21 protein-coding genes, 2 tRNA genes and 1 other RNA gene are annotated in these 25,263 nt (G+C 54.3%); 12 read left to right on the top strand and 12 right to left on the bottom strand.

All coding sequences use genetic code 11. The features are described 5' to 3' along the window. Nucleotides 1-46: 46 nt before the first annotated feature. Nucleotides 47-661 (bottom strand): thymidine kinase, encoded by a 615-nt coding sequence (gene tdk, locus ETG88_RS10890; protein WP_100779935.1) that lies wholly within the window; start codon nt 659-661, stop codon nt 47-49. Nucleotides 662-1,210: 549 nt separating this feature from the next. Between tdk and hns the strand changes: the two genes are divergently transcribed. Then, nucleotides 1,211-1,624: a histone-like nucleoid-structuring protein H-NS gene (gene hns, locus ETG88_RS10885; RefSeq protein WP_008502781.1), complete on the top strand. Its 414-nt coding sequence runs from the start codon at nt 1,211-1,213 to the stop codon at nt 1,622-1,624. A 198-nt stretch (nt 1,625-1,822) separates the two neighbouring features. Here the strand turns inward: hns and galU are convergent, their stop codons facing one another. From galU to rssA, 3 genes are all read right to left on the bottom strand, one after another. Further along, nucleotides 1,823-2,731: a UTP--glucose-1-phosphate uridylyltransferase GalU gene (gene galU, locus ETG88_RS10880; RefSeq protein WP_100779934.1), complete on the bottom strand. Its 909-nt coding sequence runs from the start codon at nt 2,729-2,731 to the stop codon at nt 1,823-1,825. 197 nt (nt 2,732-2,928) lie between these two features. Continuing rightward, nucleotides 2,929-3,942 (bottom strand): two-component system response regulator RssB, encoded by a 1,014-nt coding sequence (gene rssB / locus ETG88_RS10875; RefSeq protein ID WP_102103885.1) that lies wholly within the window; start codon nt 3,940-3,942, stop codon nt 2,929-2,931. 88 nt (nt 3,943-4,030) lie between these two features. Continuing rightward, on the bottom strand, nt 4,031-4,933 hold the full coding sequence (rssA, locus tag ETG88_RS10870; protein WP_100779932.1) for a patatin-like phospholipase RssA: 903 nt from the start codon (nt 4,931-4,933) through the stop codon (nt 4,031-4,033). A 115-nt stretch (nt 4,934-5,048) separates the two neighbouring features. On the opposite strand from rssA, the gene ETG88_RS10865 reads away from it, so the two are divergent. From ETG88_RS10865 to ETG88_RS10845, 5 genes are all read left to right on the top strand, one after another. Beyond that, nucleotides 5,049-5,507, top strand: coding sequence for a YchJ family protein (locus tag ETG88_RS10865; RefSeq protein WP_100779931.1), 459 nt, complete (start codon nt 5,049-5,051; stop codon nt 5,505-5,507). 47 nt (nt 5,508-5,554) lie between these two features. Next, on the top strand, nt 5,555-6,397 hold the full coding sequence (purU, locus tag ETG88_RS10860) for a formyltetrahydrofolate deformylase (protein WP_100779930.1): 843 nt from the start codon (nt 5,555-5,557) through the stop codon (nt 6,395-6,397). Between the two features lie 156 nt (nt 6,398-6,553). Continuing rightward, nucleotides 6,554-6,638, top strand: a tRNA-Tyr gene (locus tag ETG88_RS10855). A 26-nt stretch (nt 6,639-6,664) separates the two neighbouring features. Further along, nucleotides 6,665-6,749 (top strand) — tRNA-Tyr (locus tag ETG88_RS10850). A gap of 41 nt (nt 6,750-6,790) precedes the next feature. Then, a non-coding RNA gene (locus ETG88_RS10845) (RtT sRNA) lies at nt 6,791-6,921 on the top strand. Between the two features lie 175 nt (nt 6,922-7,096). Here ETG88_RS10845 and narI read toward each other — a convergent pair. The 5 genes from narI to ETG88_RS10820 form a co-directional block, all read right to left on the bottom strand. Then, nucleotides 7,097-7,774 (bottom strand): respiratory nitrate reductase subunit gamma, encoded by a 678-nt coding sequence (gene narI, locus ETG88_RS10840; RefSeq protein ID WP_123427704.1) that lies wholly within the window; start codon nt 7,772-7,774, stop codon nt 7,097-7,099. Beyond that, nucleotides 7,774-8,484, bottom strand: coding sequence for a nitrate reductase molybdenum cofactor assembly chaperone (gene narJ / locus ETG88_RS10835; RefSeq protein WP_129035394.1), 711 nt, complete (start codon nt 8,482-8,484; stop codon nt 7,774-7,776). The genes narI and narJ overlap by 1 nt, the downstream gene beginning before the upstream one ends. Next, nucleotides 8,481-10,016, bottom strand: coding sequence for a nitrate reductase subunit beta (gene narH, locus ETG88_RS10830; RefSeq protein ID WP_129035393.1), 1,536 nt, complete (start codon nt 10,014-10,016; stop codon nt 8,481-8,483). Before narH ends, narJ begins: the two co-directional genes overlap by 4 nt. Further along, nucleotides 10,013-13,756, bottom strand: coding sequence for a nitrate reductase subunit alpha (locus ETG88_RS10825; RefSeq protein ID WP_129035392.1), 3,744 nt, complete (start codon nt 13,754-13,756; stop codon nt 10,013-10,015). The genes narH and ETG88_RS10825 overlap by 4 nt, the downstream gene beginning before the upstream one ends. Nucleotides 13,757-14,136: 380 nt before the next feature. After that, nucleotides 14,137-15,534: a NarK family nitrate/nitrite MFS transporter gene (locus ETG88_RS10820; RefSeq protein WP_129035391.1), complete on the bottom strand. Its 1,398-nt coding sequence runs from the start codon at nt 15,532-15,534 to the stop codon at nt 14,137-14,139. A gap of 310 nt (nt 15,535-15,844) precedes the next feature. On the opposite strand from ETG88_RS10820, the gene narX reads away from it, so the two are divergent. Together narX and narL are read left to right on the top strand one after the other, a co-directional pair. Continuing rightward, complete coding sequence (narX, locus tag ETG88_RS10815; RefSeq protein WP_129035390.1) at nt 15,845-17,641, top strand: nitrate/nitrite two-component system sensor histidine kinase NarX; 1,797 nt, start codon at nt 15,845-15,847, stop codon at nt 17,639-17,641. Beyond that, the gene (gene narL / locus ETG88_RS10810; protein WP_100779923.1) at nt 17,634-18,284 is read left to right on the top strand and encodes a two-component system response regulator NarL; all 651 of its coding nucleotides are present in this window, start codon (nt 17,634-17,636) and stop codon (nt 18,282-18,284) included. Before narX ends, narL begins: the two co-directional genes overlap by 8 nt. A 2-nt stretch (nt 18,285-18,286) precedes the next feature. On the opposite strand, the gene ETG88_RS10805 is transcribed toward narL, so the two are convergent. After that, nucleotides 18,287-19,693 carry a YchO/YchP family invasin gene (locus tag ETG88_RS10805; RefSeq protein ID WP_129035389.1) on the bottom strand — a complete coding sequence of 469 codons (1,407 nt, stop codon included), beginning with the start codon at nt 19,691-19,693 and terminating at the stop codon, nt 18,287-18,289. A gap of 326 nt (nt 19,694-20,019) precedes the next feature. On the opposite strand from ETG88_RS10805, the gene ETG88_RS10800 reads away from it, so the two are divergent. The 3 genes from ETG88_RS10800 to ETG88_RS10790 all read left to right on the top strand — a co-directional run bounded on the left by ETG88_RS10800 (nt 20,020) and on the right by ETG88_RS10790 (nt 22,722). Continuing rightward, entirely contained in the window at nt 20,020-20,373 is a 354-nt protein-coding gene (locus ETG88_RS10800) for a DsrE/DsrF/TusD sulfur relay family protein (RefSeq protein ID WP_100779921.1), read from the top strand. A gap of 107 nt (nt 20,374-20,480) precedes the next feature. Beyond that, on the top strand, nt 20,481-22,265 hold the full coding sequence (locus ETG88_RS10795) for a methyl-accepting chemotaxis protein (protein WP_102103895.1): 1,785 nt from the start codon (nt 20,481-20,483) through the stop codon (nt 22,263-22,265). A 214-nt stretch (nt 22,266-22,479) separates the two neighbouring features. Next, nucleotides 22,480-22,722: a DUF1883 domain-containing protein gene (locus ETG88_RS10790; protein ID WP_100779919.1), complete on the top strand. Its 243-nt coding sequence runs from the start codon at nt 22,480-22,482 to the stop codon at nt 22,720-22,722. A 31-nt stretch (nt 22,723-22,753) separates the two neighbouring features. On the opposite strand, the gene ETG88_RS10785 is transcribed toward ETG88_RS10790, so the two are convergent. Beyond that, entirely contained in the window at nt 22,754-23,449 is a 696-nt protein-coding gene (locus tag ETG88_RS10785; protein WP_100779918.1) for a gamma-glutamylcyclotransferase, read from the bottom strand. Nucleotides 23,450-23,627: 178 nt separating this feature from the next. Beyond that, nucleotides 23,628-23,858, bottom strand: a complete 231-nt coding sequence (gene chaB, locus ETG88_RS10780) for a putative cation transport regulator ChaB (RefSeq protein WP_129035388.1) — start codon at nt 23,856-23,858, stop codon at nt 23,628-23,630. A 267-nt stretch (nt 23,859-24,125) separates the two neighbouring features. Between chaB and chaA the strand changes: the two genes are divergently transcribed. Continuing rightward, nucleotides 24,126-25,226, top strand: a complete 1,101-nt coding sequence (gene chaA, locus ETG88_RS10775; protein ID WP_100779916.1) for a sodium-potassium/proton antiporter ChaA — start codon at nt 24,126-24,128, stop codon at nt 25,224-25,226. The last annotated feature ends 37 nt before the right edge of the window (nt 25,227-25,263 follow it).

The raw sequence follows: 25,263 nt of genomic DNA, 5'->3' as shown, positions 1-25,263 counted from the left end.
TTTTTTATGTCTGTTGATTACTCTACAAACAAAGGGGAATAAGCTGTTATCGGCGAGAATTTTCCTGAATTGCCGTTAGTGAGCCGACAACCAGCGCTTCTTTATAATGCTTGCGGCATACCGAGATATAACGCTCGTTGCCACCAATCACCACCTGCTCCCCTTCTGCGTACGGTTTCCCTTCCTGATCAAGACGAAGCACCATACTGGCTTTACGGCCACAGAAACAGATAGTTTTCAGTTCCACCAGCTTATCTGACCACGCCAGTAAATACTGGCTGCCAATAAACAGCTCTCCACGGAAATCGGTGCGTAAACCATAGCAAAGCACGGGAATATCCAGCTGATCGACCACTTCAGATAACGCATGGACTTGCTCGCGGGTCAGGAACTGGCTCTCGTCCACCAGAACGCAATGTACCGGCTTCTGCGCGTGTTCTGTGCCGATATCTTTTAGCAGGTCAGTCTCTTTATTAAACAGCGTTGCAGGCGACGACAGGCCGATACGCGAGCTCACCTTTCCGGCACCAAAGCGATCGTCAATCTCGGCGGTGTAGACGATCGCACGCATACCCCTTTCTTGATAGTTATAAGCCGACTGTAGGAGCGCCGTGGACTTCCCTGCATTCATTGCGGAATAGTAAAAATAAAGTTGTGCCATTGGTCGTTAAACCCTAATCAATGTGTAATATTCCCGATGGTTGATTGTACCCTATTTTTCCCCCTTTCTCAGCGACGCTACGCACAGACTCAGCCTGAGAAGTAAAGTCAGGTTCCGGACGAAATGAGAAAATAGCATGTTAAAACAGGCAGTAATCACACCTGGACGTCATAAACCCTGACATTTCCACTTAAGCAAATCCTGATTTTTATAGTGGAATCAGCCGGCTTTAAAATTCAGTATTTATTAACTATCGGTGCGGTTAAACGGCATTATGGGAGTAATACAAAAGGTTGATATTTATCCGGGGTAACTATAAGCGGTTAGAGATTTGTCACAAAACTAAACACTCTGGCCATCAGTTTATCCCATTAGCAGGGATATCAAATCCGTCTTTGGCGTAATGAAATTTAAGTTAGCGTCATTAATAATAGCGCCGGATATTAACTCTTTTTTGAATTCCTTACATTCCCACCTATTGCACATCTGAAATTATCACTCTATTATTAGGACAACAAACCAACCCAATATAAGTTTGAGATTACTACAATGAGCGAAGCACTTAAAATTCTGAACAACATCCGTACTCTTCGTGCGCAGGCAAGAGAATGCACCCTCGAAACGCTGGAAGAAATGCTGGAAAAATTAGAAGTTGTTGTAAACGAACGTCGTGAAGAAGAAAGCGCTGCTGCTGCTGAAATCGAAGAACGCACTCGTAAACTGCAGCAATATCGCGAAATGCTGATTGCAGATGGTATCGATCCAAACGAATTACTGAACAGCATGGCTGCTGCTAAGACCGGTACTAAAGCTAAACGCGCTGCTCGCCCGGCTAAATATAGCTACGTTGACGAGAACGGCGAAACTAAAACCTGGACTGGCCAGGGCCGTACCCCAGCAGTAATCAAGAAAGCCATGGATGAGCAAGGCAAACAACTGGACGATTTCCTGATCAAGGATTAATCACCCCGCCTTCAGAAAAATCCCGTTTATACGGGATTTTTTATGCCTGTAATTTACCGCCGAGATATCTTCTTACACCCCGTCATATAGCCACATCTATTAGTGCCAACTTCCTTACATACCCTCGGTGCCGGTATCAGGCATAAAAAAACCGGTGGAGTAAGACTCACACCGGTTTCGACCATCACAGGGGGCAGATTAGTTTTTAATACCCATGGTCTCTTTCAGCCAGGCTTTAAATTCTTCGCCCAGTGAGTTATGGCGAATACCATATTCAACGAAAGCCTGCATATAACCGAGTTTATTACCGCAGTCATGGCTCTTGCCTTTCATGTGGTAGGCTTCAACGGTCTCTTTTTCGATCAGCATATCAATGCCATCGGTCAGCTGGATTTCGTCGCCAGCGCCCGGAGGGGTTTTCGCCAGCAGTGGCCAGATCTCTGCACTCAGCACATAGCGACCAACAACCGCGAGGTTAGACGGCGCCACATCGGCTTTCGGCTTCTCAACCACACCGACCATTGGCACGCTCTCACCTGGCTTCAGATCAACGCCTTTGCAGTCCACAACGCCATACGCAGTCACGTCTTCAACAGGTTCAACCATGATCTGGCTGCTGCCGGTTTCGTCAAAGCGACGAATCATATCAGCGAGGTTGTCCTGAGAGAGGTCTGATTCGAACTCATCAAGAATCACGTCTGGCAGAATAACCGCGACCGGCTCATCACCGACAACCGGATGTGCGCACAGCACCGCGTGTCCCAGGCCCTTAGCCAGCCCCTGACGCACCTGCATGATGGTCACGTGAGGTGGGCAGATTGACTGAACTTCTTCCAGCAGCTGACGTTTAACGCGTTTTTCCAGCATGGCTTCAAGTTCAAAACTGGTATCGAAATGGTTTTCGATAGAGTTTTTGGACGAATGGGTCACCAGCACAATTTCTGTAATACCGGCAGCAATACATTCATTGACGACATACTGGATTAATGGCTTATCGACCAAAGGCAGCATTTCTTTCGGAATTGCCTTTGTGGCCGGTAGCATCCTGGTTCCCAATCCCGCTACCGGGATAACGGCCTTTGTAACTTTCGAATTTAGGGCAGCCATTGAAATCTCCTGAACTGTTCAAGTTTTGAACTTTATGCATTGAATAACGCGACAAGTATATCAGTCTCGTTCAGTAAACCGGGTCTGAAAAGGGCACGTTACCCATCAATTAGGATAAATACGTATCAAACTGGCAGTGATAGTAGCACTGCCGTTAAAACGAAGGTAAAGCTATCTGACGAATAAAATTCAACTGCTTATTCCGTGGACAACATTAAGCGTAAACGCCCACCTGCTCCCCAAATTTGACACTGCCAGGACGCGCAGCGGTGACTTATTTGATTAAGATAAGTCGTACCCAGCGTACCTAAAGGAACACCATTGCTGACCTGAATATGATGCTCACCGGTATTCAGCGTGGCGTTTAGACCCGCAGAGACCAGAATGAGATTTTTTAATTCGCTATGGTAATAACCGACTAACAGCGGAAACTGTCCCGGCAAATTGGCCTGACGGAAAAGATGGTTCACCTGTTTCAGCAATGCCCCTAATTCAGGAAGTCGTTGCCCCTGATGGGAGAGCTGTTCTTGTAACAAACCGTTAAATAATGCCCGCAATAATAATGCCGCTAATACCCCGTTATCACCCGCTCTCGTCACATCGAGGCAATAAAATGCCAGGTCAACATCCGATAATGGTGCAATATCAAGCACCAGTCCATGCTGATCTGCGGCAACAAGTTGTCGATAGTTAATTCTGCAATGCGATATATTCTGCTGAACTGGTGGCTGAAGTTCTTGTAAAAGCTTAGCAGCAGCATGGGGATTACTGACCAGCGCGTCCCAGTCCTGGAAAAGGCGCTCTTCTTCCTCGACGCGGGAATTAAACATATTCGGATAGAGGCAGGCGAAAACTGTTTCCCGCAGACGGTTCAAATCTTTAACCGGCTTCAGGAGCACATCCTGCACGCCGAGACGCAGCGCTTTGGCGATATCGGCCATATTCTCGGTCGCGGAGATCACAAGGATAGGCGTCTGGTCACCTTCATTGCGCAGATGCTCCACCAGTTTAAGCCCATTCATGCGCGGCATCGCGATATCACAAATCATCAGATCGGGCTTGGCTGACGCCATTTTTTCCAGCGCATCCACCCCATCAACGGCCAGGATGGTCGTTGCGCCCAGCGAACTTAACCACGAATCCATCAGCGAACGGAAAACGGGCTCGTCTTCGACTATCAGAATCTGTTTTCCTGCCAATGGCTGTGTCATGGTCTCTCCTCTGGCAGACGATAAATCAATAGTGGCATGCTATTGGTACTACCGCCTGTCAGATTTTGCTGAAGTCTTCAAAAAAGGGCTAAGCTGTCGCTCGCACCAAAGGTAACAGTTCGTCCATTTTTTTCTCAACAGCCAGTGCTCCGGCGGCGATCGCCGCATCTGCCCGATGGAAGTCGAGTGTTGATATTTGCGGACAGAATGGCTGAATCAGAATATCCGGAGGATCACCCGCCATTCGATTTCGCTTCAGGCGATTCTCCAGTACCTGAATAGAAGTGGTCATGATCTCCATTGCCGTCGGCGCGGAGACCATCCGGCGCGTCGTTGCACGCCCTAAACGCTCACGCAGGCGCTTATGCCAGGCCAGCTTTTCGTTTTCCGTTTCGTCGTTCTGGAGATTCACCGGCATTAAATCTTGTTGCATCAGGTGGGCGTCATGCTGCAAATCGACGGCGATAACAATATCAGCGCCCATTGCACGGGTCAGCGAGATCGGTATGGGATTCACTACGCCGCCATCTACCAGCCAGTAGCCATTATGAGGAACCGGTGCCATCAGGCCAGGAATACTGCAAGACGCACGGACGGCAAGGTGGATATCACCCTCGGTGAACCAGATTTCCCTGCCCGTGCTGAGATTGGTTGCCACGGCACCAAATGGCATCTGGCAATGGTTGAAGTCATCTAATGGCATGATTTGGCGGAACTGGTTAAACACGCGCTCACCGCGCAGCAGGCCGCCGCGTTGCCATGAAAGATCCATCAGGCGCAGTACGTCCCAGTAGCTAAAGGAACGCACCCACGTTTCAAGTTCCGGCATTTTACCGCACGCGTAGGCGGCACCCACCAGCGAACCAATTGAACACCCTGCTACAAGATCAACATCGACACCCAGTCGTTTTAGCGCGTTAATCACGCCAATGTGCGACCAGCCCCGGGCTGCACCTGATCCCAGCGCCAGACCAATTTTTACCTTTCTCATTAGCCCTGTTTGACTTCCCCTGGATTCCTAACGTAGCGTCATCGCTACTGCTCAGTTAACATAGTGCCACCTGGGCGTTTAAACGCCGTGACTTTTTTATTCCAGGAAGAGAATTGTGTCTCAACTCTGCCCCTGTGGTAGCGCCCTCGAGTATAGCCTATGTTGCCAGCGATATCTTTCTGGCAACCTGGTTGCACCCGATCCATCACACCTAATGCGCTCCCGGTATGCTGCTTTTGTGATCAAAGACGCAGACTACCTGATTAAAACCTGGCACCCCTCGTGCCACGCCGCTGACTTCCGCCAGGAAATTGAAGCCGGATTTGCCAATACGCAATGGCTCGGCCTGACGCAGTATGAAACCGCCCCCGGCAGCACGCCCAATGAAGGTTTTGTCAGCTTTGTTGCCCGATTTATCGAGCACAATAAGCCTGGCGCCATCATCGAACGCTCCCGGTTCATACTGGAGGGCGGACAGTGGTACTATATTGATGGTACTCGTCCGCAGTTTGGTCGTAACGACCCCTGCCCCTGCGGTTCAGGTAAAAAATTTAAAAAGTGTTGCGGGCAATAACGCCTGACCACAAATAACAAGCAAACACTCAACAGGATTTCCTCGCGATGCAATCATTACAACGCAAAATACTGCGTACCATTTGCCCGGACCAGAAGGGTTTGATCGCCCGTATCACCAACATTTGTTACAAGCATGAACTGAACATCGTGCAGAACAACGAATTTGTGGATCACCGCACCGGCCGCTTCTTTATGCGCACCGAACTGGAAGGGATCTTCAACGACACCACCCTGCTCGCCGATCTCGATGGCGCGTTACCGGAAAACTCCATCCGTGAACTGACCCCTGCCGGGCGTCGTCGCGTGGTGATTCTGGTTACCAAAGAGGCCCACTGCCTGGGCGATCTGTTGATGAAAGCCAATTACGGTGGTCTGGACGTCGAAATTGCCGCAGTAATTGGCAACCACGATACCCTGCGCACTCTGGTTGAGCGTTTTGATATTCCGTTCGAGCTGGTGAGCCATGAAGGCCACACCCGCGAAGAGCACGACGATCTGATGGCTCAGGCCATCGAAGCGCACAACCCGGACTACGTGGTGCTGGCGAAGTACATGCGCGTGTTGACGCCGTCATTCGTTTCCCGCTTCCCGAATAAGATCATCAACATTCACCACTCGTTCCTGCCGGCGTTTATTGGTGCGCGTCCTTATCACCAGGCCTACGAGCGTGGTGTGAAGATCATCGGTGCAACCGCCCACTATGTAAACGACAACCTGGATGAAGGCCCGATCATCATGCAGGACGTGATTCACGTCGATCACACCTACACGGCGGAAGACATGATGCGTGCCGGACGCGACGTCGAGAAGAACGTGTTAAGCCGCGCGCTGTATCAGGTGCTCGCCCAACGCGTCTTCGTTTATGGCAACAGAACGATTATTCTTTAATCCTTTGTGAAATGAATTGATTAGCTTTGCGCCTTTACGGGCAAAAAGCAGACAAACGAATCGTTTTCATCAAAGGAATGCTTTACAGAGGCGCGTCATTTGATATGATGCGCCCCGCTTCCAGCAGGAAGCAGGCCAGTAAAAGCATTACCCCGTGGTGGGGTTCCCGAGCGGCCAAAGGGAGCAGACTGTAAATCTGCCGTCATCGACTTCGAAGGTTCGAATCCTTCCCCCACCACCATCTCAACGCTCAAGCATCATACCCCTGGCGGGGTTCCCGAGCGGCCAAAGGGAGCAGACTGTAAATCTGCCGTCATCGACTTCGAAGGTTCGAATCCTTCCCCCGCCACCATTCCGAAGATTAAATCCAAACTTTTTTGTTCGCACAATATTCCATATTCCCATTGGGGAAGGATGAGAAGCTTCGACTAAGGTTCGATTCGAGCGTAGCGAGAAAGCGTTGCCGCAGGCAACGACCCGAAGGGCGAAGCGCAACGCGCTGAGTCATCCTTCCCCCGCCACCATTCCGAAGATTAAATCCAAACTTTTTTGTTCGCGCAATATTTCCTATTTCCGTCCACCTTTCTTCCTCTTGTATATATTTACTTGGTTTTGCGCATCAGTTTTTCTCTCGTGAAGATTCGTTTCTATAAAAAAAACCCCGCCGAAGCAGGGTTTTGTTCATTCAGCATGCGCCGCTTAGCGACGTGCACGAACGATCTGATATCTACGCGTCAGATACTCGACCGGCACGCTCCAGATATGCACCAGGCGCGAGAACGGGAACAGCACGAACAGCGTCATACCCAGCACCAGATGCATGCGGAAGATAAATGCCACGCCATCCAAATGCGCGGACGCCCCGCCGTGGAAGGTCACCACAGACTGCGCCCAGCCAACCAGTTTCATCATTTCGCTGCCGTCCATATGCTGGGCAGAGAAAGGAATCGTCGCCAGACCCAGGGCGCACTGAATCACCAGCACCGCCATCACCAGAATATCAGCAGCTGTCGTGGTCGCACGGATGCGAGGGCTGAACAGACGGCGTTTGAGGAGCAGCAAACCGCCCACCAGACACATCAGGCCCGCAGCACCGCCGCCAAACATCGCCATTTTCTGTTTCACATCCAGCGGCAGCCAGGCTTCATACATCCAGTGCGGTGTCAGCATCCCGAAGGCATGGCCTGCAATCACACCCAGAATCCCGATGTGGAACAGGTTAGACGCCAGGTTCATCCCTTTGCGATCCAGCATCTGGCTGGAGCCTGCACGCCAGGTGTACTGGCCGTAGTCGTAGCGCAGCCAGCTGCCCACCAGGAACACGGTGCCCGCAATGTAAGGATAGATATCGAAGAAGAACATATTCAGGAAGTGCATTATTGCTGTCCTCCGTTAGAGATATTCAAATATTGCGGGGCGACAGCTCCGGCAAAACGACGCTGGTGAGCCGAGATTTCTGACTCGCCACAGTTCTGGTCAGCAAGGAATTTCACCTGCTCTTCTTCCCAGACCGCATCCAGCGCCTGCGGGGTATCATCGCGCGCTTCATCGGCGATTTTCTCCGCCACTTTATCGCTGTCGATGGCGGTATTCGCCAGTTTCACCAGCAGATCGAACAGCACCGCATAACGACTTTCACGCTGCTTCAGGCGAGCACTTAACAACGCCAGAATCGGCGCGATGTCCTGCAAACCGCCCAGTGCCTCTTCACGCGGCAGCTGAGCCAGATATTCCAGGTACAGCGGGAGATGATCCGGCAGTTCGCGGCTGTCTAACTGCAAGCCCTGAGCTTCGTACTGCGCCATCAGGTCAACCATCGCCTGGCCACGATCGCGGGATTCACCGTGAACGTGTTCGAACAGCAGCAGCGAAGTCGCACGGCCACGGTCGAATAGCTGGCTGTAGTCAGACTGCGCATCCAGCTGATCCTGAGTGAGTAAATCGCGCAGGAAAATACCCAGCGCCTGTGCATCTTCTTTATCCAGATTTTCTGATGACGCGAGTGCATCAAAGAGTTCCTGCTGATGCTGCCACAGGGCAGCATCAGGGTACTCGAGCAGACGCGAAACAATGACGAGTTCAATCATTGGTGCGGCTCCGTTTTGCTGGTCACATCCATCGCATCAATGCGACGGCTGTTAAACAGGTTGAATTTGCTGTCTGAACCGTGGCAACCGTCGCCAAAGGTAAAGCCACAACCGCTCTTCTCCGGGAAGGCTTCACGCGCCAGTTCACGGTGGCTGCTCGGCACCACGAAACGATCTTCGTAGTTCGCAATCGCCAGATAGCGGTACATCTCCTGCGCCTGGGCTTCGCTTAAACCCACCTCTTCCAGCGCGCGGGTATCGATCACACCCTCGACCGCTTCCGCACGTTTGAAATGACGCATCGCCAGCATACGTTTCAGAGCCAGCAGAACCGGCTGGGTATCGCCTGCGGTGAGCAGGTTCGCCAGGTACTGAACCGGGATACGCAGACTTTCCACGTCCGGTAAAATACCGTTGCTGCCCAGCTCACCCGCATCGGCAGCGGACTGAATCGGTGACAGCGGCGGCACGTACCAGACCATCGGCAGCGTGCGATATTCCGGGTGCAGCGGCAGGGCCAGCTTCCAGTCCATCGCCATTTTGTACACCGGCGACTGCTGTGCGGCGTCAATCACGCTCTGCGGGATACCGTCTTTCAGCGCCTGCTCGATCACTTTCGGATCGTTAGGATCGAGGAACACGTCCAGCTGACGCTGATAGAGATCTTTCTCGTTCTCGGTGCTTGCGGCGGTCTCAATCGCATCCGCGTCATACAGCAGCACGCCCAGATAACGAATACGGCCTACGCAGCTTTCAGAACAGACGGTCGGCATACCCGCTTCGATACGCGGATAACAGAAGATGCATTTCTCGGACTTCCCGCTCTTCCAGTTGAAGTAGATCTTTTTGTACGGGCAACCGGTGATACACATCCGCCAGCCGCGGCACTTGTCCTGGTCGATCAGGACGATGCCGTCCTCTTCACGTTTGTAGATCGCACCGCTCGGACAGGTCGCCACACACGCCGGGTTGAGGCAGTGTTCGCACAGACGCGGCAGATACATCATGAAGGTGTTTTCAAACTGACCGTACATCGCCTTCTGCATGTTTTCGAAGTTCTGATCTTTCGACAGTTTCTCGAATTCGCCGCCCAGATCGTCTTCCCAGTTCGGACCTTTACTGATTTTGTCCATACGCTGGCCGGTGATCAGTGAACGCGGACGGGCAATCGGCTGATGTTTCCCTTCTGGCGCGTTGTGCAGATTCTGGTAGTCAAAATCAAACGGCTCGTAGTAATCGTCGATGCCCGGCAGGTGCGGGTTAGCGAAGATTTTACCCAGCAGCAGCGCTTTGTTACCCATGCGCGGAACCAGTTTGCCGTTGATCTTGCGGATCCAGCCGCCCTTCCATTTTTCCTGGTTTTCCCAATCGGTCGGGAAACCGGTGCCCGGCTTGGTTTCTACGTTGTTAAACCACGCGTATTCCGCGCCTTCGCGGCTGGTCCAGACGTTTTTACAGGTGACTGAGCAGGTATGACAGCCGATGCATTTATCCAGATTCAGCACCATGCCGACTTGTGAACGAATTTTCATTTTACGCTCTCCTGTACCTGGTCATTACCTTCGCCATCTAACCAGTCAATATTCTTCATCTTACGCACCACCACGAACTCATCGCGGTTAGAGCCGACCGTACCGTAGTAGTTAAAGCTGTACGCCAGTTGCGCATAGCCGCCGATCATGTGAGTCGGTTTTGGCGTGATACGCGTCACCGAGTTATGGATACCGCCGCGCTGCTGGGTGATTTCAGAACCCGGCAGGTTCACGATACGTTCCTGCGCGTGGTACATCATGGTCATCCCGGCTGGCACACGCTGGCTAACCACCGCACGTGCCGTCAGCGCACCGTTGCTGTTGAACACTTCAATCCAGTCGTTATCCATGATGCCCAGATCTTTGGCATCCACTTCGCTCATCCAGACGATTGGCCCGCCGCGACCTAAGGTCAGCATCAGCAGGTTGTCGCTGTAGGTGGAGTGGATCCCCCACTTCTGGTGCGGCGTCAGGAAGTTCAGCGCTTTTTCAGGGTTACCGTTGGATTTCTCGCCCATCACCTCTTTCACCGAACGGGTGTCGATTGGCGGACGGTAGACCAGCAGGCTTTCACCGAAATCACGCATCCACTGGTGGTCCTGATACAGAGACTGACGACCGGTAAGGGTACGCCACGGGATCAGCTCGTGAACGTTGGTATACCCGGCGTTATAGGATACATGCTCATCTTCCAGACCAGACCAGGTCGGGCTGGAGATAATTTTGCGCGGCTGGGCCTGAATATCGCGGAAGCGGATTTTCTCGTCTTCTTTATTCAGCGCCAGATGCGTGTGGTCACGACCGGTAAACTCGCTGAGTGCAGCCCAGGCTTTTACCGCCACCTGGCCGTTGGTTTCGGGTGCGAGGGTCAGGATCATCTCTGCCGCATCAATCGCCGTGTTCAGCATTGGCTGCCCTTTCGCCGGGCCGTCTGCTTTGGTGTAATTGAGCTTACGCAGCAGATCCATTTCGCTCTGGGTGTTCCAGGCGATGCCTTTCCCGCCGTTACCGATTTTCTCCATCAATGGGCCGATAGAGGTAAAGCGCTCGTAGGTGGCAGGATAATCACGCTCCACCGGAATGATGTGCGGCGCTGTTTTACCTGGGATCAGGTCGCATTCGCCTTTTTTCCAGTCCTTCACATCCAGCGGCTGCGCCAGTTCGGCGGCGGAGTCGTGCTGGATGGGCAGAGTCACTACGTCGGTTTCCACACCCAGGTGGCCTACACACACTTCTGAGAACTTTTTGGCGATGCCTTTGTAGATTTCCCAGTCGCTTTTGGAATCCCACGCCGGGTCAACGGCCGCAGACAGCGGGTGAATAAACGGATGCATATCCGACGTATTCATGTCGTCTTTTTCGTACCAGGTCGCCGTCGGCAGCACGATATCGGAGTAGAGACAGGTACTGGAGAGACGGAAGTCCAGCGTCACCACCAGATCCAACTTGCCGTCGAGACCGTTGTCTTTCCACTCGACTTCTTCAGGTTTCACGCCGCCCTGTTTGCCCAGATCTTTACCCTGAATACCGTGGTCAGTGCCCAGCAGGTACTTCAGCATGTATTCGTGGCCTTTACCGGACGAACCGAGCAGGTTGGAACGCCAGATAAACAGGTTACGCGGGTGGTTTTTGCCGTTTTCAGGCTGTTCCGCCGCAAAGCGAAGCGAGCCGTCTTTCAGGGATTTCACGGTGTAATCGACCGGTGACATGCCGGCTTTTTTCGCTTCTTCTGCGATGCGTAGCGGGTTAGTGCCCAGCTGTGGCGCAGAGGGCAGCCAGCCCATGCGTTCTGCACGCACGTTGAAGTCGATGAGATGTCCGGTATAGCGGGATTTATCCGCCATTGGCGACAGCAGCTCCTGCGCGGTCACGGTTTCGTAACGCCACTGACTGGAGTGGTTGTAGAAATAGGAGGTGCTGTTCATGTGACGCGCCGGACGCTGCCAGTCGAGGCCAAACGCCAGCGGCTGCCAGCCGGTCTGCGGACGCAGTTTTTCCTGGCCCACGTAGTGTGCCCAGCCGCCGCCGCTCTGACCGATACAGCCGCAGAACACCAGCATATTGATCAGGCCACGATAGTTCATATCGAGGTGATACCAGTGGTTCAGGCCCGCGCCGACGATAATCATCGAACGACCGTGGGTTTTGTCAGCGTTGTCGGCGAATTCACGCGCGATACGGGTGATTTGTGCGCGTGGCACGCCCGTCACCTGCTCTGCCCACGCCGGGGTATACGCTTTGATATCGTCGTAGCTGGTTGCGCAGTTTTCGTCGTTCAGACCGCGTTCCAGACCGTAGTTGGCCATCGTCAGATCGTAAACAGTGGTCACCAATGCGGTCGATCCGTCAGCCAGTTGCAGACGTTTCACCGGCAGTTTGTGCAGCAGGATGTTTTCCAGCTCCACTTTCTTGAAGTGTTCAGAACCTTCGCCGCCAAAGTACGGGAATCCGACTTCCGCGATATCGTCCTGGCTGCCCAGCATGCTAAGGCGCAGTTCAGTCTCATCACCGGTGGTCGCGTTACGTTGCTCGAGGTTCCATTTGCCTTTTTCACCCCAACGGAAACCGATGGAGCCGTTCGGCGCGACCATATCCCCTTCATTGTTGAAGGCGACGGTTTTCCATTCCGGGTTATTTTCCTGGCCCAGCGCATCCACCAGATCCGCCGCACGCAGCATACGACCCGCTGCGTAGTAGCCGTCGCGCTCTTCAAGCATCACCAGCATTGGCATGTCAGTGTAGCGACGCACGTAGTCGGTGAAATACTGGCTTGGTTTGTCGAGGTGGAATTCACGCAGCATGACGTGCCCCATCGCCAGCGCCATCGCGGCATCGGTACCCTGTTTCGGCGCCAGCCACAGATCGCACAGTTTAGCGATTTCGGCGTAGTCCGGCGTTACGGCAACGGTTTTGGTGCCTTTGTAACGTACTTCAGTGAAGAAGTGGGCGTCCGGAGTACGGGTCTGCGGCACGTTAGAGCCCCAGGCGATGATATAGCTGGAGTTGTACCAGTCAGCGGATTCAGGAACGTCCGTCTGTTCGCCCCAGGTCTGCGGAGAGGCTGGCGGTAAGTCACAGTACCAGTCGTAGAAACTCAGGCAGGTCCCGCCGATGAGAGACAGGTAGCGCGCGCCCGAGGCGTAAGAGACCATCGACATCGCCGGAATTGGCGAGAAGCCTGCCACGCGGTCCGGGCCGTAGGTTTTGACGGTGTAGACGTTGGAGGCCGCAATCAGCTCGTTCACTTCCTGCCAGGAGGAACGAACAAAACCGCCGCGTCCACGCGCCTGTTTAAAGCTTTTCGCTTTATCAGCGTCTTCAATAATGGAGGCCCAGGCATCAACCGGATCGCTGTGCTGCACTTTCGCTTCACGCCACATCTTCATCAGGCGTTTACGCATCAGCGGGTATTTCAGACGGTTAGCGCTGTACAGATACCAGGAGTAGCTCGCACCACGCGGGCAGCCGCGCGGTTCATGGTTGGGCATATCCGGGCGTGTACGCGGATAGTCGGTCTGCTGCATTTCCCAGGTGACCAGACCGTTCTTAACGAAGATCTTCCAGCTGCAGGAACCGGTGCAGTTTACACCGTGTGTAGAACGAACGACTTTATCGTGCTGCCAACGTTGACGGTAACCATCTTCCCAGTCCCGGTTGGTTTCCAGAACCTGACCGTGCCCATCGGCAAAGGTCTCGCCCTTCTGCTTGAAGTAGCGAAACCGGTCCAAAAATTTGCTCATCGGGTATCTCCTGTGTGGAGCCTGTGGCTCTCTAAATCGACATTGCTGATTTGCAGCGAAGGTAACGCTATGAAAGATGGCGGGAATTGATAACGATCAAGGCGAGCGGGCTCTATAACGCAGGGTATTAGGGCGAATACCACCAAAGCGGTAGAAAAATTAATTTTTTAACTATCTGTTATTTATAGATAATTTATATTTATCCTTCTTATGGCCCCGCTTTTTTTAACATCTTAGGTATTAAGGGGTAGATGCCGCTGCAAGGCGATGGCGATCACAGTGTTACCCCGGCTCCCGTTTCTACACCCAACAAGTATGTTGTAACTAAATGTAGGATAAAAAAAACGCGGCACTGAGGCCGCGTAAACGGATAATCAAACTTACTTATTTTTCTTAGTATTCCGGCCGTATACCAGCCACGTGATCACCACGCAGGCGACATAGAAAATAAGGAAGACTTTCATCGCACCCGCCGGGGAGCCGGTCAGCTCCAGAGAGATGCCGAATGATTTCGGGATAAAGAAGCCACCGATCGCGCCAATCGCTGAGATAAAGCCCAGTGCGGCTGCGGTGTCGGTTGCGGCTTCACGCATCGCGCGCTCTTCAGTACCGCCCTGCGCTTTCACACGATCCATGGTCAGCTTACGGAAGATCACGGAGATCATCTGGAAGGTCGAAGCACTCCCCAGACCGGCCGTCAGGAACAGCCCCATGAACACCGCGAAGAACGCGATAAAGTTACCGCCCTGGCCGTTGGTTGGCAGCGTCAGGAACAGCAACGCACAGAAAATCGCCATCAGGACAAAATTCACCAGCGTAACGCGAGTCCCGCCCAGACGGTCGGAAATCATCCCGCCGGTAGAGCGTGCCAGAGCGCCGATAAACGGACCGAAGAAGGCAAAATGCAGGATCTGCACGTCAGGGAATTGGGTTTTCGACAGCATCGCAAAACCTGCGGAGAAGCCGATAAAGGAGCCAAAGGTCGCCAGATACAGCAGCGCCATGATCCACAGATGGGCGCGTTTCAGAACCGGCAGCTGCTCACTCAGCGACGCTTTAGACGCGGACAGATCGTTCATAAAGAACCAGGCTGCCAGCGTGAAGACCACCAGGAAAGGCACCCAAATCCAGGCCGCGTTTTCCAGGAACAGTTTAGAACCGTCTGCCTGTTCCACGCCGGTGCCGCCGAAGACAGCAAAGATAGACATGGAGATTGCCAGCGGCGCGATCAACTGCATCACGCTCACGCCCATATTCCCGAGGCCGCCGTTAATACCCAGCGCGCCGCCCTGCTTTTGTTTCGGGAAAAAGAAGCTGATGTTTGCCATGCTGGAGGCAAAGTTAGCCCCGGCAAAACCGCACAGCAACGCGATGATGACAAACACGCTGAACGGAGTAGACGTATCCTGCACCGCAAAACCCAGCCATACGCAAGGGATGATCATGATACCGGTGCTGAACGCCGTCCAGCGACGACCACCAAACAGCGGAACCATGAACGCGTAAGGAACACGCAGCAGCGCGCCGGAGAGCGCAGGTAACGCGGTCAGCATAAACAGCTGATCGGTCGTGAAGTTAAAGCCCACTTTCGGCAGGTTCACCGCCACAGCACTGAACAGCATCCAGACACAGAATGCCAACAACAAACACGGAACAGAAATCCACAGATTACGACTTGCTACACGTTGACCACGCTGTTGCCAGAACGCCGGATCTTCCGGATGCCATTCTGTTATAACAGCACCGGATGCCCTTTCCGGGGCGGATGAGTGACTCATAGACACCTCTGATTATCGAATGATGCTGCAAACATTAGGGTTTTGAGCAGGCGGTAAGTTGATATAAATCAAAGGAAAAGTTGACTGTCAGACGCTCAAAAAAACGCCATGACTCTTAGTGAGTAGATGATTTCGGCAAAAAAGGTGTGGTTTTTTAACGGCGCTGACGATTTGCCGGTCCCCCCTCCCCCAGGCCATTACCCCTGCGGCAATTTAGGAGTAATCCTTTGTTGGTATGGGTATACTCCAGGGTATGCATGAAAATAGCGCCATTCCTGGAGGCAGGCAAAATCAGGAGCCCGGCAAGCCCATGTTAAAACGACTCTTCTCTCCGCTGACGCTGGTTAATCAGCTGGCCCTTATCGTGTTGCTGTCCACGGCTATTGGTGTGACCGGCATGGCGATCTCTGGCTGGCTGGTACAGGGCGTTCAGGGTAGCGCGCATGCCATTAACGAGGCAGGCTCCCTGCGTATGCAGAGTTATCGCCTGCTGGCGGCGGTGCCGCTGACGGCCGAAGACAAGCCCCTGCTGGATGAGATGGAGCGTACCGCATTTAGCCCGGAACTGGAAATCGCCGCCCGTCGCGATGGACAGACAAAACAGCTTAACGCGCTGCAGGGGTACTGGCACAGTCAGCTCAAACCCGGACTGCAGCAAGCGCACAGCCCTGATACGGTGGCCGGTGATGTGGCGAGTTTTGTGACGCGCATCGACACGCTGGTCTCCTCTTTCGACTCCTCTACCGAAATGCGCATTGAGCGCGTGGTCACAGTCCACGGCGTGATGGCTGTTTTTATGGCGCTGCTGCTGGTGTTTACCATCGTCTGGCTGCGCGCTCGCCTGCTCTATCCCTGGAAGCAACTGCTGGCCGTGGCCCGCGCCGTCACTCAGCGTGATTTCACCCAGCGCGCGCACATCAGCGGACGCAACGAAATGGCGATGCTCGGTCAGGCGCTGAATGATATGTCCGGCGAGCTGGCCGAAAGCTACGCGGTGCTGGAAAAACGCGTACAGGAAAAAACCGCCGGGCTGGAGCAAAAAAACGAAATCCTCTCATTCTTGTGGCAGGCGAATCGGCGTCTTCACTCTCAGGTTCCGCTCTGCGAGCGCCTCTCCCCGGTGCTTAACGGCCTGCAAAATCTGACCCTGCTGCATGACATCGAACTTCGGGTCTATGACGTTGAAGACGAAGAGAACCATCAGGAATTCACCTGCCAGTCGGATATGACCTGCGATGACAAAGGGTGCCACCTGTGCCCGCGCGGGTTACCAACGCCCGCCAGCAGTGGCACAACCCTGAAATGGCGTCTCGCGGACAACCACACTCAGTACGGCATTTTGCTGGCCACGCTGCCGACCGGCCGCCATTTGAGCCACGATCAGCAGCAGTTGGTCGATACGCTGGTCGAGCAGCTCACGGCGACACTGGCGCTGGATCGCCATCAGGAAAAGCAGCAGCAGCTGATCGTCATGGAGGAGCGCGCGACCATTGCCCGCGAGCTGCATGACTCGATAGCCCAGTCGCTCTCCTGTATCAAAATGCAGGTCAGCTGCCTGCAAATGCAGGACGACGCCCTGCCACCCACCAGCAAAGAATTATTGAGTCAGATTCGCAACGAGCTGAACACCTCCTGGGTGCAGCTGCGCGAACTGCTGACCACCTTCCGTTTACAGCTCAACGAGCCGGGTTTACGCCCGGCGTTGGAGTCGAGCTGTCAGGAATTTAGCGCCCGGCTGGGCTTCCCGGTGAAGCTGGACTACCAGCTGCCGCCGCGTTTTGTCCCTTCCCATCAGGCCATTCATCTGCTGCAAATCGCCCGCGAAGCCCTGAGCAATGCGCTCAAGCACGCCGACGCGACGGCAGTGACGGTGACCGTTGCGCACCATGATAATCAGGTGAAACTGACGGTTCTGGATAACGGCCGCGGCGTGCCGGAAAACGCTGAACGCACCAACCACTATGGGTTAATTATTATGCGAGACCGCGCGCAAAGCCTGCGCGGGGATTGCCAGGTTCGCCGGGGAGAGTCTGGCGGCACTGAAGTCGTAGTGACCTTTATTCCCGAAACGCCTCTAATCACTTCCGAAGGAGAAAACCATGACTAATCAGGAACCGGCAACCATCCTGTTGATCGACGATCATCCGATGCTGCGCACCGGCGTAAAACAACTTGTCAGCATGGCAGCAGATATTACTGTCGTGGGCGAAGCCAGCAACGGCGAACAGGGTATTGAACTTGCCGAGTCACTCGATCCTGATTTGATCCTGCTCGATCTCAATATGCCGGGCATGAACGGCCTGGAAACCCTGGATAAACTGCGCGAAAAATCCCTCTCCGGGCGCATCGTGGTGTTCAGCGTTTCCAATCATGAAGAAGATGTCGTCACCGCGCTAAAACGCGGCGCAGATGGCTATCTGCTCAAAGATATGGAGCCGGAAGATCTGCTGAAAGCCCTGCAACAGGCCGCCGCAGGTGAAATGGTACTGAGTGAAGCCTTAACGCCGGTGCTCGCCGCCAGCCTGCGCGCCAACCGCGCGACGTCCGACCGCGATGTGAGCCAGCTGACTCCGCGCGAGCGCGACATCCTGAAGCTGATTGCTCAGGGCCTGCCGAACAAAATGATCGCCCGCCGTCTGGATATCACGGAAAGCACGGTCAAAGTGCACGTTAAACATATGCTCAAGAAGATGAAGCTCAAGTCGCGCGTTGAAGCGGCCGTCTGGGTTCATCAGGAGCGTATTTTCTAGTTTTATTCGTCCGGCAGCAGTTTCCATCTCGGATCGTCATCCGGCACTGCCAGCAGCGGTGGCGACAGAGAGAGCGTGATCTCATTGGAAGAGACACGCTGCCCGTCTTCATCCTCGACCACCACCGACAGCCGCCAGCGGTTCGTCGCGCCTTCGCGGTCATCCCACGCCGGAAGTATCACACTCCAGCCATCGCTGCTGCTCGCATTCGGTGGCGAAGTCAGACTTAACGCCTGCGTATCGCCCTGCCAGTGAAGACGACGCACCCCATGGGTACTGCGGATTTGCAGTTTCAGATTCACGGTTTCACCCGGATGCAAATCCCACGGCGGCGTCGCCAGATAGACCGACAGCGTCTTGCGCTGGCGGAACTCCATCACCGGCAGGCTGGACCGATCCGGCGAATCGTAGCGACTTCCGCGCAGGGACCGCGTAGCCGCCACTTCATCCGACGAGAGCTGTTTTTTTAGCGGAACGCCAAAACGATAATTGAGTTTCATGCCAAGATTATTCTGGCTGACACCGCTCTCGCCCTGCTTGTGCGCCGCCGAAAACGTCAGAAGTGGCACAGGCGTGTAATCCAGCCCGAGGTTTACCGCCATCGGGTTGTGATACCCGGTGCCGCTGCGAAACAGATCGACGTTATCACCGAAATATTGTTCGAAGCTGACGCTGGTATTGAAATGATGAAAATACGGCAGCCAGGCTTTAGCTGTCACGTCATAGCCCCGCGCCATCCGCTGCTCTTGTACGTCGGAGCTGTCGCGCCAGCTGGCGAACGGCTGGTAGTAGTTTGCCGATAAGCGCAGGTTTTCGCCCCAGGCTTCGGCACCCAGCCCGGCGCGCTGTAAATTCTCATCCAGCAAGTTATCGTAAAAGGTGTTGTAGCCCAGCAGCCATTTCCCCGCGACCCAGCGCTGGCCGATGCCCGCGTTACTTACCAGCCCGTCGGTTTGCTGCGTCAGCCCGAGCTGGCTCCAGCTCAGATAGCGGTTGTTGTCCTGCCAGGGAATAAACCACCTGCCGCTGCTGCCGGTAAATTTGCCGTCGTCATCCACCAGCAGATCGACGCTGGCATTACCCCAGGGCGACAGCCAGGACTCGATCTGCTGATTCACTTCTCCGCTGACCACGTCGCGCACCTGACCGAATGCAAACTGGCGCGCCTGCTCACCGGTGGTCAGGCCGTTGTCGGTCATGCTTGCTTCACCGAAGGCTTTCGCCATCTCCGCCAGATGTTTTTCACTCTCACCGGAGGGTTGAGCCAACCCGAGATCCGGCAGGCCATCACCGTTATTATCAAAGGGGTTTTTCGCCTGATCTTCAAATGAACGGGAGGCAGCCGAAACGGCTCCGACCGGAATAAGGAGGAGTAACAGCAGCGCGCGAATGTGTGGTGAAGCCATCATGAATGTCGTAACTGTGATCCAGATCGCAAGTTAATACAGTGCTAACCTTAACGCGTTCCGGACATTTTTGCAGCCTTAAGGGCAATTTCAGGAATATCCCGAGAGGCTGGCTTTACACTCCACCGCGTACCGTTTTCCCGGCGCGCACAGCCAGATGTTTAACCCACCGCGCTCGCGCGGTAGCATATGCGCAAGACCGCTGATGCTGTTCCCCCTTCGATGGCACCGGGTGGCCCGCCATTGAAATTCGTCATGCTTACTGTGCGGGGTCAATGTTATCCCGTGGACTGAGCCCTATCCGTGCCTTATTACACTGAGGAGTTACCATGCAGAAAATTGTGATCGTCGCCAACGGCGCGGCCTACGGCAGTGAATCCCTGTTCAACAGCCTGCGTCTCGCCATCGCCCTGCGCGATCAGGAGAGCGAACTGGAGCTGCGTCTTTTTCTGATGTCCGATGCCGTCACCGCCGGGCTGAAAGGGCAAAAACCGGCAGAGGGCTATAACATTCAGCAGATGCTTGAGATCCTCACCGCCCAGAATGTGCCCGTGAAGCTGTGTAAGACCTGCACCGACGGGCGTGGGATCACCGCCCTGCCGCTGATTGACGGCGTTGAGATTGGCACCCTGGTGGAACTCGCGCAGTGGACCCTGTCCGCCGATAAAGTATTAACTTTTTAATAATAAACACGTAAACATATTTTTTACTTATGGACGCGGTTGCACCATCAAGTTACCGGCTGGGTTGCCGATAGGCTACTTAAGTCAACTCAGCAGGTACACAGTGAATGTTAAGATCAATCCGTGCCCGTATCATCGCCGCGACAACAGGTTGTCTGGTTGTCGCCCTTCTTCTGAATACCATTATTAACTTCGAGGTCACGCGGCAGGATAACCAGCAGTCGCAGCGCGATATTCTGGCCAGCACCAGTGCCAGCCATAATCTCGCCATTGCCGATTGGGTTAATAGCAAGCTGACGGTGATCGCCTCCGCGCAATCCGTGGCGCTGAGCGACGATCCGGTCCCGGTGTTTAAGCAACTGGCACAGGCCGGTGGCTTCACCAACGTCTACGTCGGCTATGCCAGCAAAACGGCAAAATTCTCTGACCCCGCAGGCGTCCCGGCGGATTACGATCCCACCGTACGCCCGTGGTATCAGCAGGTCGTCAGCGCCGATGCCCCTGTCGTTACTGCGCCCTACGTGGATGCAGGAACCGGTAAACTGGTGGTGACCTTTGCCGTGCCGGTGAAAGAAAACGGCGAACTGAAAGCGGTGGTCGCCGGGGATGTGGCGATGGACAGCGTGGTGGCTAACGTGCGCGGTATTCACCCGACGCCTGCCAGCAGCGGCCTGCTGATTGACAGCGACGGTACGGTGATTGCCGCCAGCGATCCGGCTCTGACACTCAAACCCTTCAATGAAGCCATCAACGGCGTCGATATTAACGCGCTGAAAAAAGGCACGGAACTCGACGGTACCCTGGGCGGCGCGGAGAAAACCTTTATCGCTACGCCGGTGGCGGGGACTCACTGGCTGTTAGTCGTCGCCCTCGACAGTAACGATGCCACCTCCGGAATGCGCTCTCTGCTGAAAGCCTCGGGGCTGTCACTGGTGATTCTGGTGCTGCTGAGCGGTGCGATTGTTCATTTTATTATTGCCCGCCTGCTCAAGCGCCTGTCGAATATCCGCGATGCGATGCACGCCATCGCCAACGGAACAAACGATCTGTCTCAGCGCCTGCCGGATAACGGCCAGGACGAAGTGGCGGAAATCGCCCAGGCCTTTAACGCCTTCAGCGATAAGCTGTCGACAGTAATGGTGCAGCTGCGCGACGCCAGCTCCTCGGTCAAAAACGCCGCACGCGAAATCGCGGCGGGCAACCAGGATCTCTCGGGACGTACCGAGCAGGCGGCCTCCAGCCTGCGTGAAACCGCCAGCGCCGTGGAGCAGATTACCGCCTCCGTCACCCAGTCCACCGAATCCGCGGCAGAAGCCAACGATCAGGCGAGCAAAGCGTCGGCTGCGGCTTCTCGCGGTGGCGAAGTGGTGTCTCAGGCCATCACGACCATGCAGTCTATCGAAGTGGCGTCGGCCAAAATCGGCGATATCACCAGCGTCATTGACGGGATCGCCTTCCAGACCAACATCCTGGCGCTGAACGCCGCCGTAGAAGCGGCCCGTGCGGGCGAACAGGGTCGCGGATTTGCGGTGGTGGCCGGAGAAGTACGCAGCCTGGCAAGCCGTAGCGCGCAGGCGGCCAAAGAGATCAAAACGCTGATCGACTCAACCGCCCACAGCGTAGCAACCGGCTCCCGCTACGTGCATTTGGCCGGAGAGAGCATGGACGAGATCCGCTCCACCATCGGCAGCGTATCGGGGATTATGCGTGAAATCACCATCGCCACCAGCGAGCAGATGAAAGGCATTCATGAGATTAACCACGCCGTGACCCATCTCGACAGAATGGTGCAGCAGAACGCTGAGCTGGTGGTGGAATCCGCCGCCGCGGCGAGCGCCCTGCAAAGCCAGGCGGGCGACCTTGCTGAAACGGCGGGACATTTCCGCATATAATTTTCTTCCGGCGCGTATTGGCCTGTTCAAATACGCGCCAGCTGAACCCTTTCAGGCATTTTGTCATTTTTGTTTAAACGTTATGCCATTTTTTGATCAAAATCAGCATCCCCTCCCTTCCCCTTTGGTGTTATGCAATGAGTGAATTGTGAACAACATCACGCTCAGGATTAACCGCAGGGAGAGCGTTGTTTCCGGACTATGGGGTAAAGAGATGGCACTGGTAAAAACAAGTTTGAAGCTGTTTGGCGGGGATACGGTGGTGGTGCGCTGCTCAGAGCGCTGTCATATTCATTTGATGAGCGCTAAAGCGCAGAAGTCGTCGCAGGCGGATATTTTAAGCGTGCAGAATAAAGACAATGCGTGGTTAACGGTGCCCTATACCGGCACCTGGGATGTACTGATCGACAGCCACAGTCAGTCGCTGGAGCACTCCGTCAGCTACGTCGCGGCATAACATTTACGCCCGGCAAGCCGGGCGTCTCTTTTCAGGCAAAACCCGGACGCAATGACGCTTCGCGGGGATCCCCCTCAATTAATGCTTTCACTTTAGCGACCAGCTCATTCAGGCAGTCATCCTGCATCCCTAAACGCGTCAATTCCTGATCGAGGGAGAACAGGTACTGGGCGTTGGTACCCAGCGGCCCACTGGCGGCGGCGATAAGCGGCGCGATAACCTGCGTTCGGGTGTCGGATTCGTACAACGGATGGCGCGGGTCCATGATAAACACCAGCGCGTTGACGGTGCGACCGTCGTCGAGTTCAAGCTTGCACCAGCTCGGCATGTAGCAGCCGGTGATCATTTCGCGCTTCCACAGCAGCGCCAGCTCCTCTTCGAGGGTGTCGTCTGGCAGACGATAGGCCACACCGGTGGTGCGCCCGCCCTCTTTTAGTGCAAGCATTCGGCCAGGCTGGCAGGCGCTGCCACGTCCGGCGGTCAGGCGCAGACAAAATGCGCGATGCCATCCGGGGAGTGTGCCCGTTGCGGATTCCACATACTCCAGCGCGGGATTCCACATCAGCGAACCATAACCAAATATCCATACCGGGCCTTCATCCGGGCGACAGGCAATCGTCGCCGCGAGCGACGCTGCACGTTGTTCAGCCGACCAGAGAAGCGATTCCTCAATAGCACCAAATGCCGTCTTACAATCTGCCTTCATTAAGAAATCACGCGTTAACACTTTCCACCTCCGCCACTGCATGCTTCCTTGCGACATCTTGTTGCGCCTTCCCGGCATTTCGTTTTCTGCTCATTTTGACAGCAGTCAATAAACGATAAGCAATTCACAGGCCAGTTGCAATACAACGAAAGTTCAACAGCCGGAAAAGTCAAAACAGAGGCGGCTAATCATAAGGCGACTATTTCTTTTTATGCCATTTATCATCTTCTCCTTTTTCATAATCATGTTTTACCGCCGCCCACGCGACACGATGGGCAGTCTCTTCGCGGCTCGCATCGTCGCGACGGTCCTCTTTATCCTTATATTGATCCCAGGCGCTGTTAAACGCCTCTTTATAAATATCCTGTGCGTGGGAAGGCAGTACATGCTGAACGCTGTCGGGCAGGTCGCTTTTCGATTTGTAGGGCATGATTCACCTCTTTTTGCAAAAGATAAGTGTGGTCGATGGCTGTTTTCCCTGCCAGTTAAAATGACAATTGTGTGAAATTAATTAACTTAATACACTGTTATTTAGACTGTATTTAGATTAAAAACGTTTTTACGGGCATTTTGAGAAAAATCGCTACTGTGACGTAAAATTAAGTAAAACATCACTGGTAATTAACGGTTTTCTGTTAGTTTAATGGCCTGCAATTTCATTCTATAATTACAAACACCTGCATTGACGGAGTATCACATGACAACAACGCATGAGGCGGTTAAGACCCGCCACAAGGAGACGTCGCTTATTTTCCCGCTTGTGGCACTGGCTGTGCTGCTCTTCTGGGGAAGTAGTCAGTCACTGCCAGTGGTCGTTGGAATTAACATTCTTGCTCTTATTGGTATTTTATCCAGCGCATTTAGCGTCGTACGCCACGCCGATGTTCTGGCTCACCGCCTGGGTGAACCCTATGGATCTCTGATTTTAAGTCTTTCCGTCGTTATTCTCGAAGTCAGCCTGATTTCCGCACTGATGGCGACGGGCGACGCCGCCCCGACGCTGATGCGCGATACACTCTATTCGATCATTATGATTGTAACCGGCGGCCTGGTGGGCTTCTCGCTGTTATTGGGCGGGGGGAAATTTGCCACCCAATATATGAATCTGTTTGGCATTAAACAGTATTTGATCGCCCTCTTCCCGCTGGCGGTTATTGTGCTGGTCTTCCCGATGGCGCTGCCGGGTGCGAATTTCACCACCGGCCAGGCACTGCTGGTAGCCCTGATTTCCGCCGCGATGTACGGCGTGTTCCTGCTGATTCAGACCAAAACGCACCAGAGCCTGTTCGTGTATGAGCACGAAGACGACGGCGACGACGATGACCCGCATCACGGTAAGCCGTCAGCGCACAGCAGCCTGTGGCACACGGTTTGGCTGATCGTACATCTTATTGCGGTTATCGCCGTCACCAAGATGAATGCCAACCCGCTGGAAACCCTGCTGACAGAGCTGAACGCGCCTGTGGCCTTTACCGGCTTCCTGGTGGCACTCCTGATTCTCTCGCCGGAAGGGTTAGGTGCCCTGAAAGCGGTGCTGAATAACCAGGTCCAGCGCGCCATGAACCTGTTCTTCGGCTCGGTGCTGGCGACGATTTCACTTACCGTACCGGTGGTGACGTTGATTGCCTTTATGACCGGCAATGACCTGCATTTTGCGCTGGGTGCACCAGAGATGATTGTTATGGTAGCGTCGCTGCTGCTGTGCCAGATCTCGTTCTCAACCGGACGCACTAACGTACTGAATGGCGCTGCGCATCTGGCGCTGTTTATCGCCTATCTGATGACGATATTTGCCTGACGTTCTGCGCCATTGCCGCGCCGCCAGACATAAAAAA

The organism is Lelliottia nimipressuralis (assembly GCF_004115925.1).
In the GTDB taxonomy this organism is placed as follows: Bacteria; Pseudomonadota; Gammaproteobacteria; order Enterobacterales; family Enterobacteriaceae; genus Enterobacter; species Enterobacter nimipressuralis.
Note: the sequence above shows the minus strand (reverse complement) of the source record. Positions and strands in the feature narration are given on the sequence as shown.

What these genes read in the sequence shown, in the direction of transcription:
- hns (WP_008502781.1), top strand. Translation starts at nt 1,211, where the DNA reads ATGAGCGAAGCACTTAAAATTCTGAACAACATCCGTACTCTTCGTGCG.
- galU (WP_100779934.1), bottom strand. Translation starts at nt 2,731, where the DNA reads ATGGCTGCCCTAAATTCGAAAGTTACAAAGGCCGTTATCCCGGTAGCG.
- rssB (WP_102103885.1), bottom strand. Translation starts at nt 3,942, where the DNA reads ATGACACAGCCATTGGCAGGAAAACAGATTCTGATAGTCGAAGACGAG.
- ETG88_RS10825 (WP_129035392.1), bottom strand. Translation starts at nt 13,756, where the DNA reads ATGAGCAAATTTTTGGACCGGTTTCGCTACTTCAAGCAGAAGGGCGAG.
- narL (WP_100779923.1), top strand. Translation starts at nt 17,634, where the DNA reads ATGACTAATCAGGAACCGGCAACCATCCTGTTGATCGACGATCATCCG.
- ETG88_RS10800 (WP_100779921.1), top strand. Translation starts at nt 20,020, where the DNA reads ATGCAGAAAATTGTGATCGTCGCCAACGGCGCGGCCTACGGCAGTGAA.
- ETG88_RS10805 (WP_129035389.1), bottom strand. Translation starts at nt 19,693, where the DNA reads ATGATGGCTTCACCACACATTCGCGCGCTGCTGTTACTCCTCCTTATT.
- ETG88_RS10790 (WP_100779919.1), top strand. Translation starts at nt 22,480, where the DNA reads ATGGCACTGGTAAAAACAAGTTTGAAGCTGTTTGGCGGGGATACGGTG.
- narI (WP_123427704.1), bottom strand. Translation starts at nt 7,774, where the DNA reads ATGCACTTCCTGAATATGTTCTTCTTCGATATCTATCCTTACATTGCG.
- purU (WP_100779930.1), top strand. Translation starts at nt 5,555, where the DNA reads ATGCAATCATTACAACGCAAAATACTGCGTACCATTTGCCCGGACCAG.
- rssA (WP_100779932.1), bottom strand. Translation starts at nt 4,933, where the DNA reads ATGAGAAAGGTAAAAATTGGTCTGGCGCTGGGATCAGGTGCAGCCCGG.
- narH (WP_129035393.1), bottom strand. Translation starts at nt 10,016, where the DNA reads ATGAAAATTCGTTCACAAGTCGGCATGGTGCTGAATCTGGATAAATGC.
- ETG88_RS10795 (WP_102103895.1), top strand. Translation starts at nt 20,481, where the DNA reads ATGTTAAGATCAATCCGTGCCCGTATCATCGCCGCGACAACAGGTTGT.
- ETG88_RS10820 (WP_129035391.1), bottom strand. Translation starts at nt 15,534, where the DNA reads ATGAGTCACTCATCCGCCCCGGAAAGGGCATCCGGTGCTGTTATAACA.
- narJ (WP_129035394.1), bottom strand. Translation starts at nt 8,484, where the DNA reads ATGATTGAACTCGTCATTGTTTCGCGTCTGCTCGAGTACCCTGATGCT.
- narX (WP_129035390.1), top strand. Translation starts at nt 15,845, where the DNA reads ATGTTAAAACGACTCTTCTCTCCGCTGACGCTGGTTAATCAGCTGGCC.
- chaA (WP_100779916.1), top strand. Translation starts at nt 24,126, where the DNA reads ATGACAACAACGCATGAGGCGGTTAAGACCCGCCACAAGGAGACGTCG.
- chaB (WP_129035388.1), bottom strand. Translation starts at nt 23,858, where the DNA reads ATGCCCTACAAATCGAAAAGCGACCTGCCCGACAGCGTTCAGCATGTA.
- tdk (WP_100779935.1), bottom strand. Translation starts at nt 661, where the DNA reads ATGGCACAACTTTATTTTTACTATTCCGCAATGAATGCAGGGAAGTCC.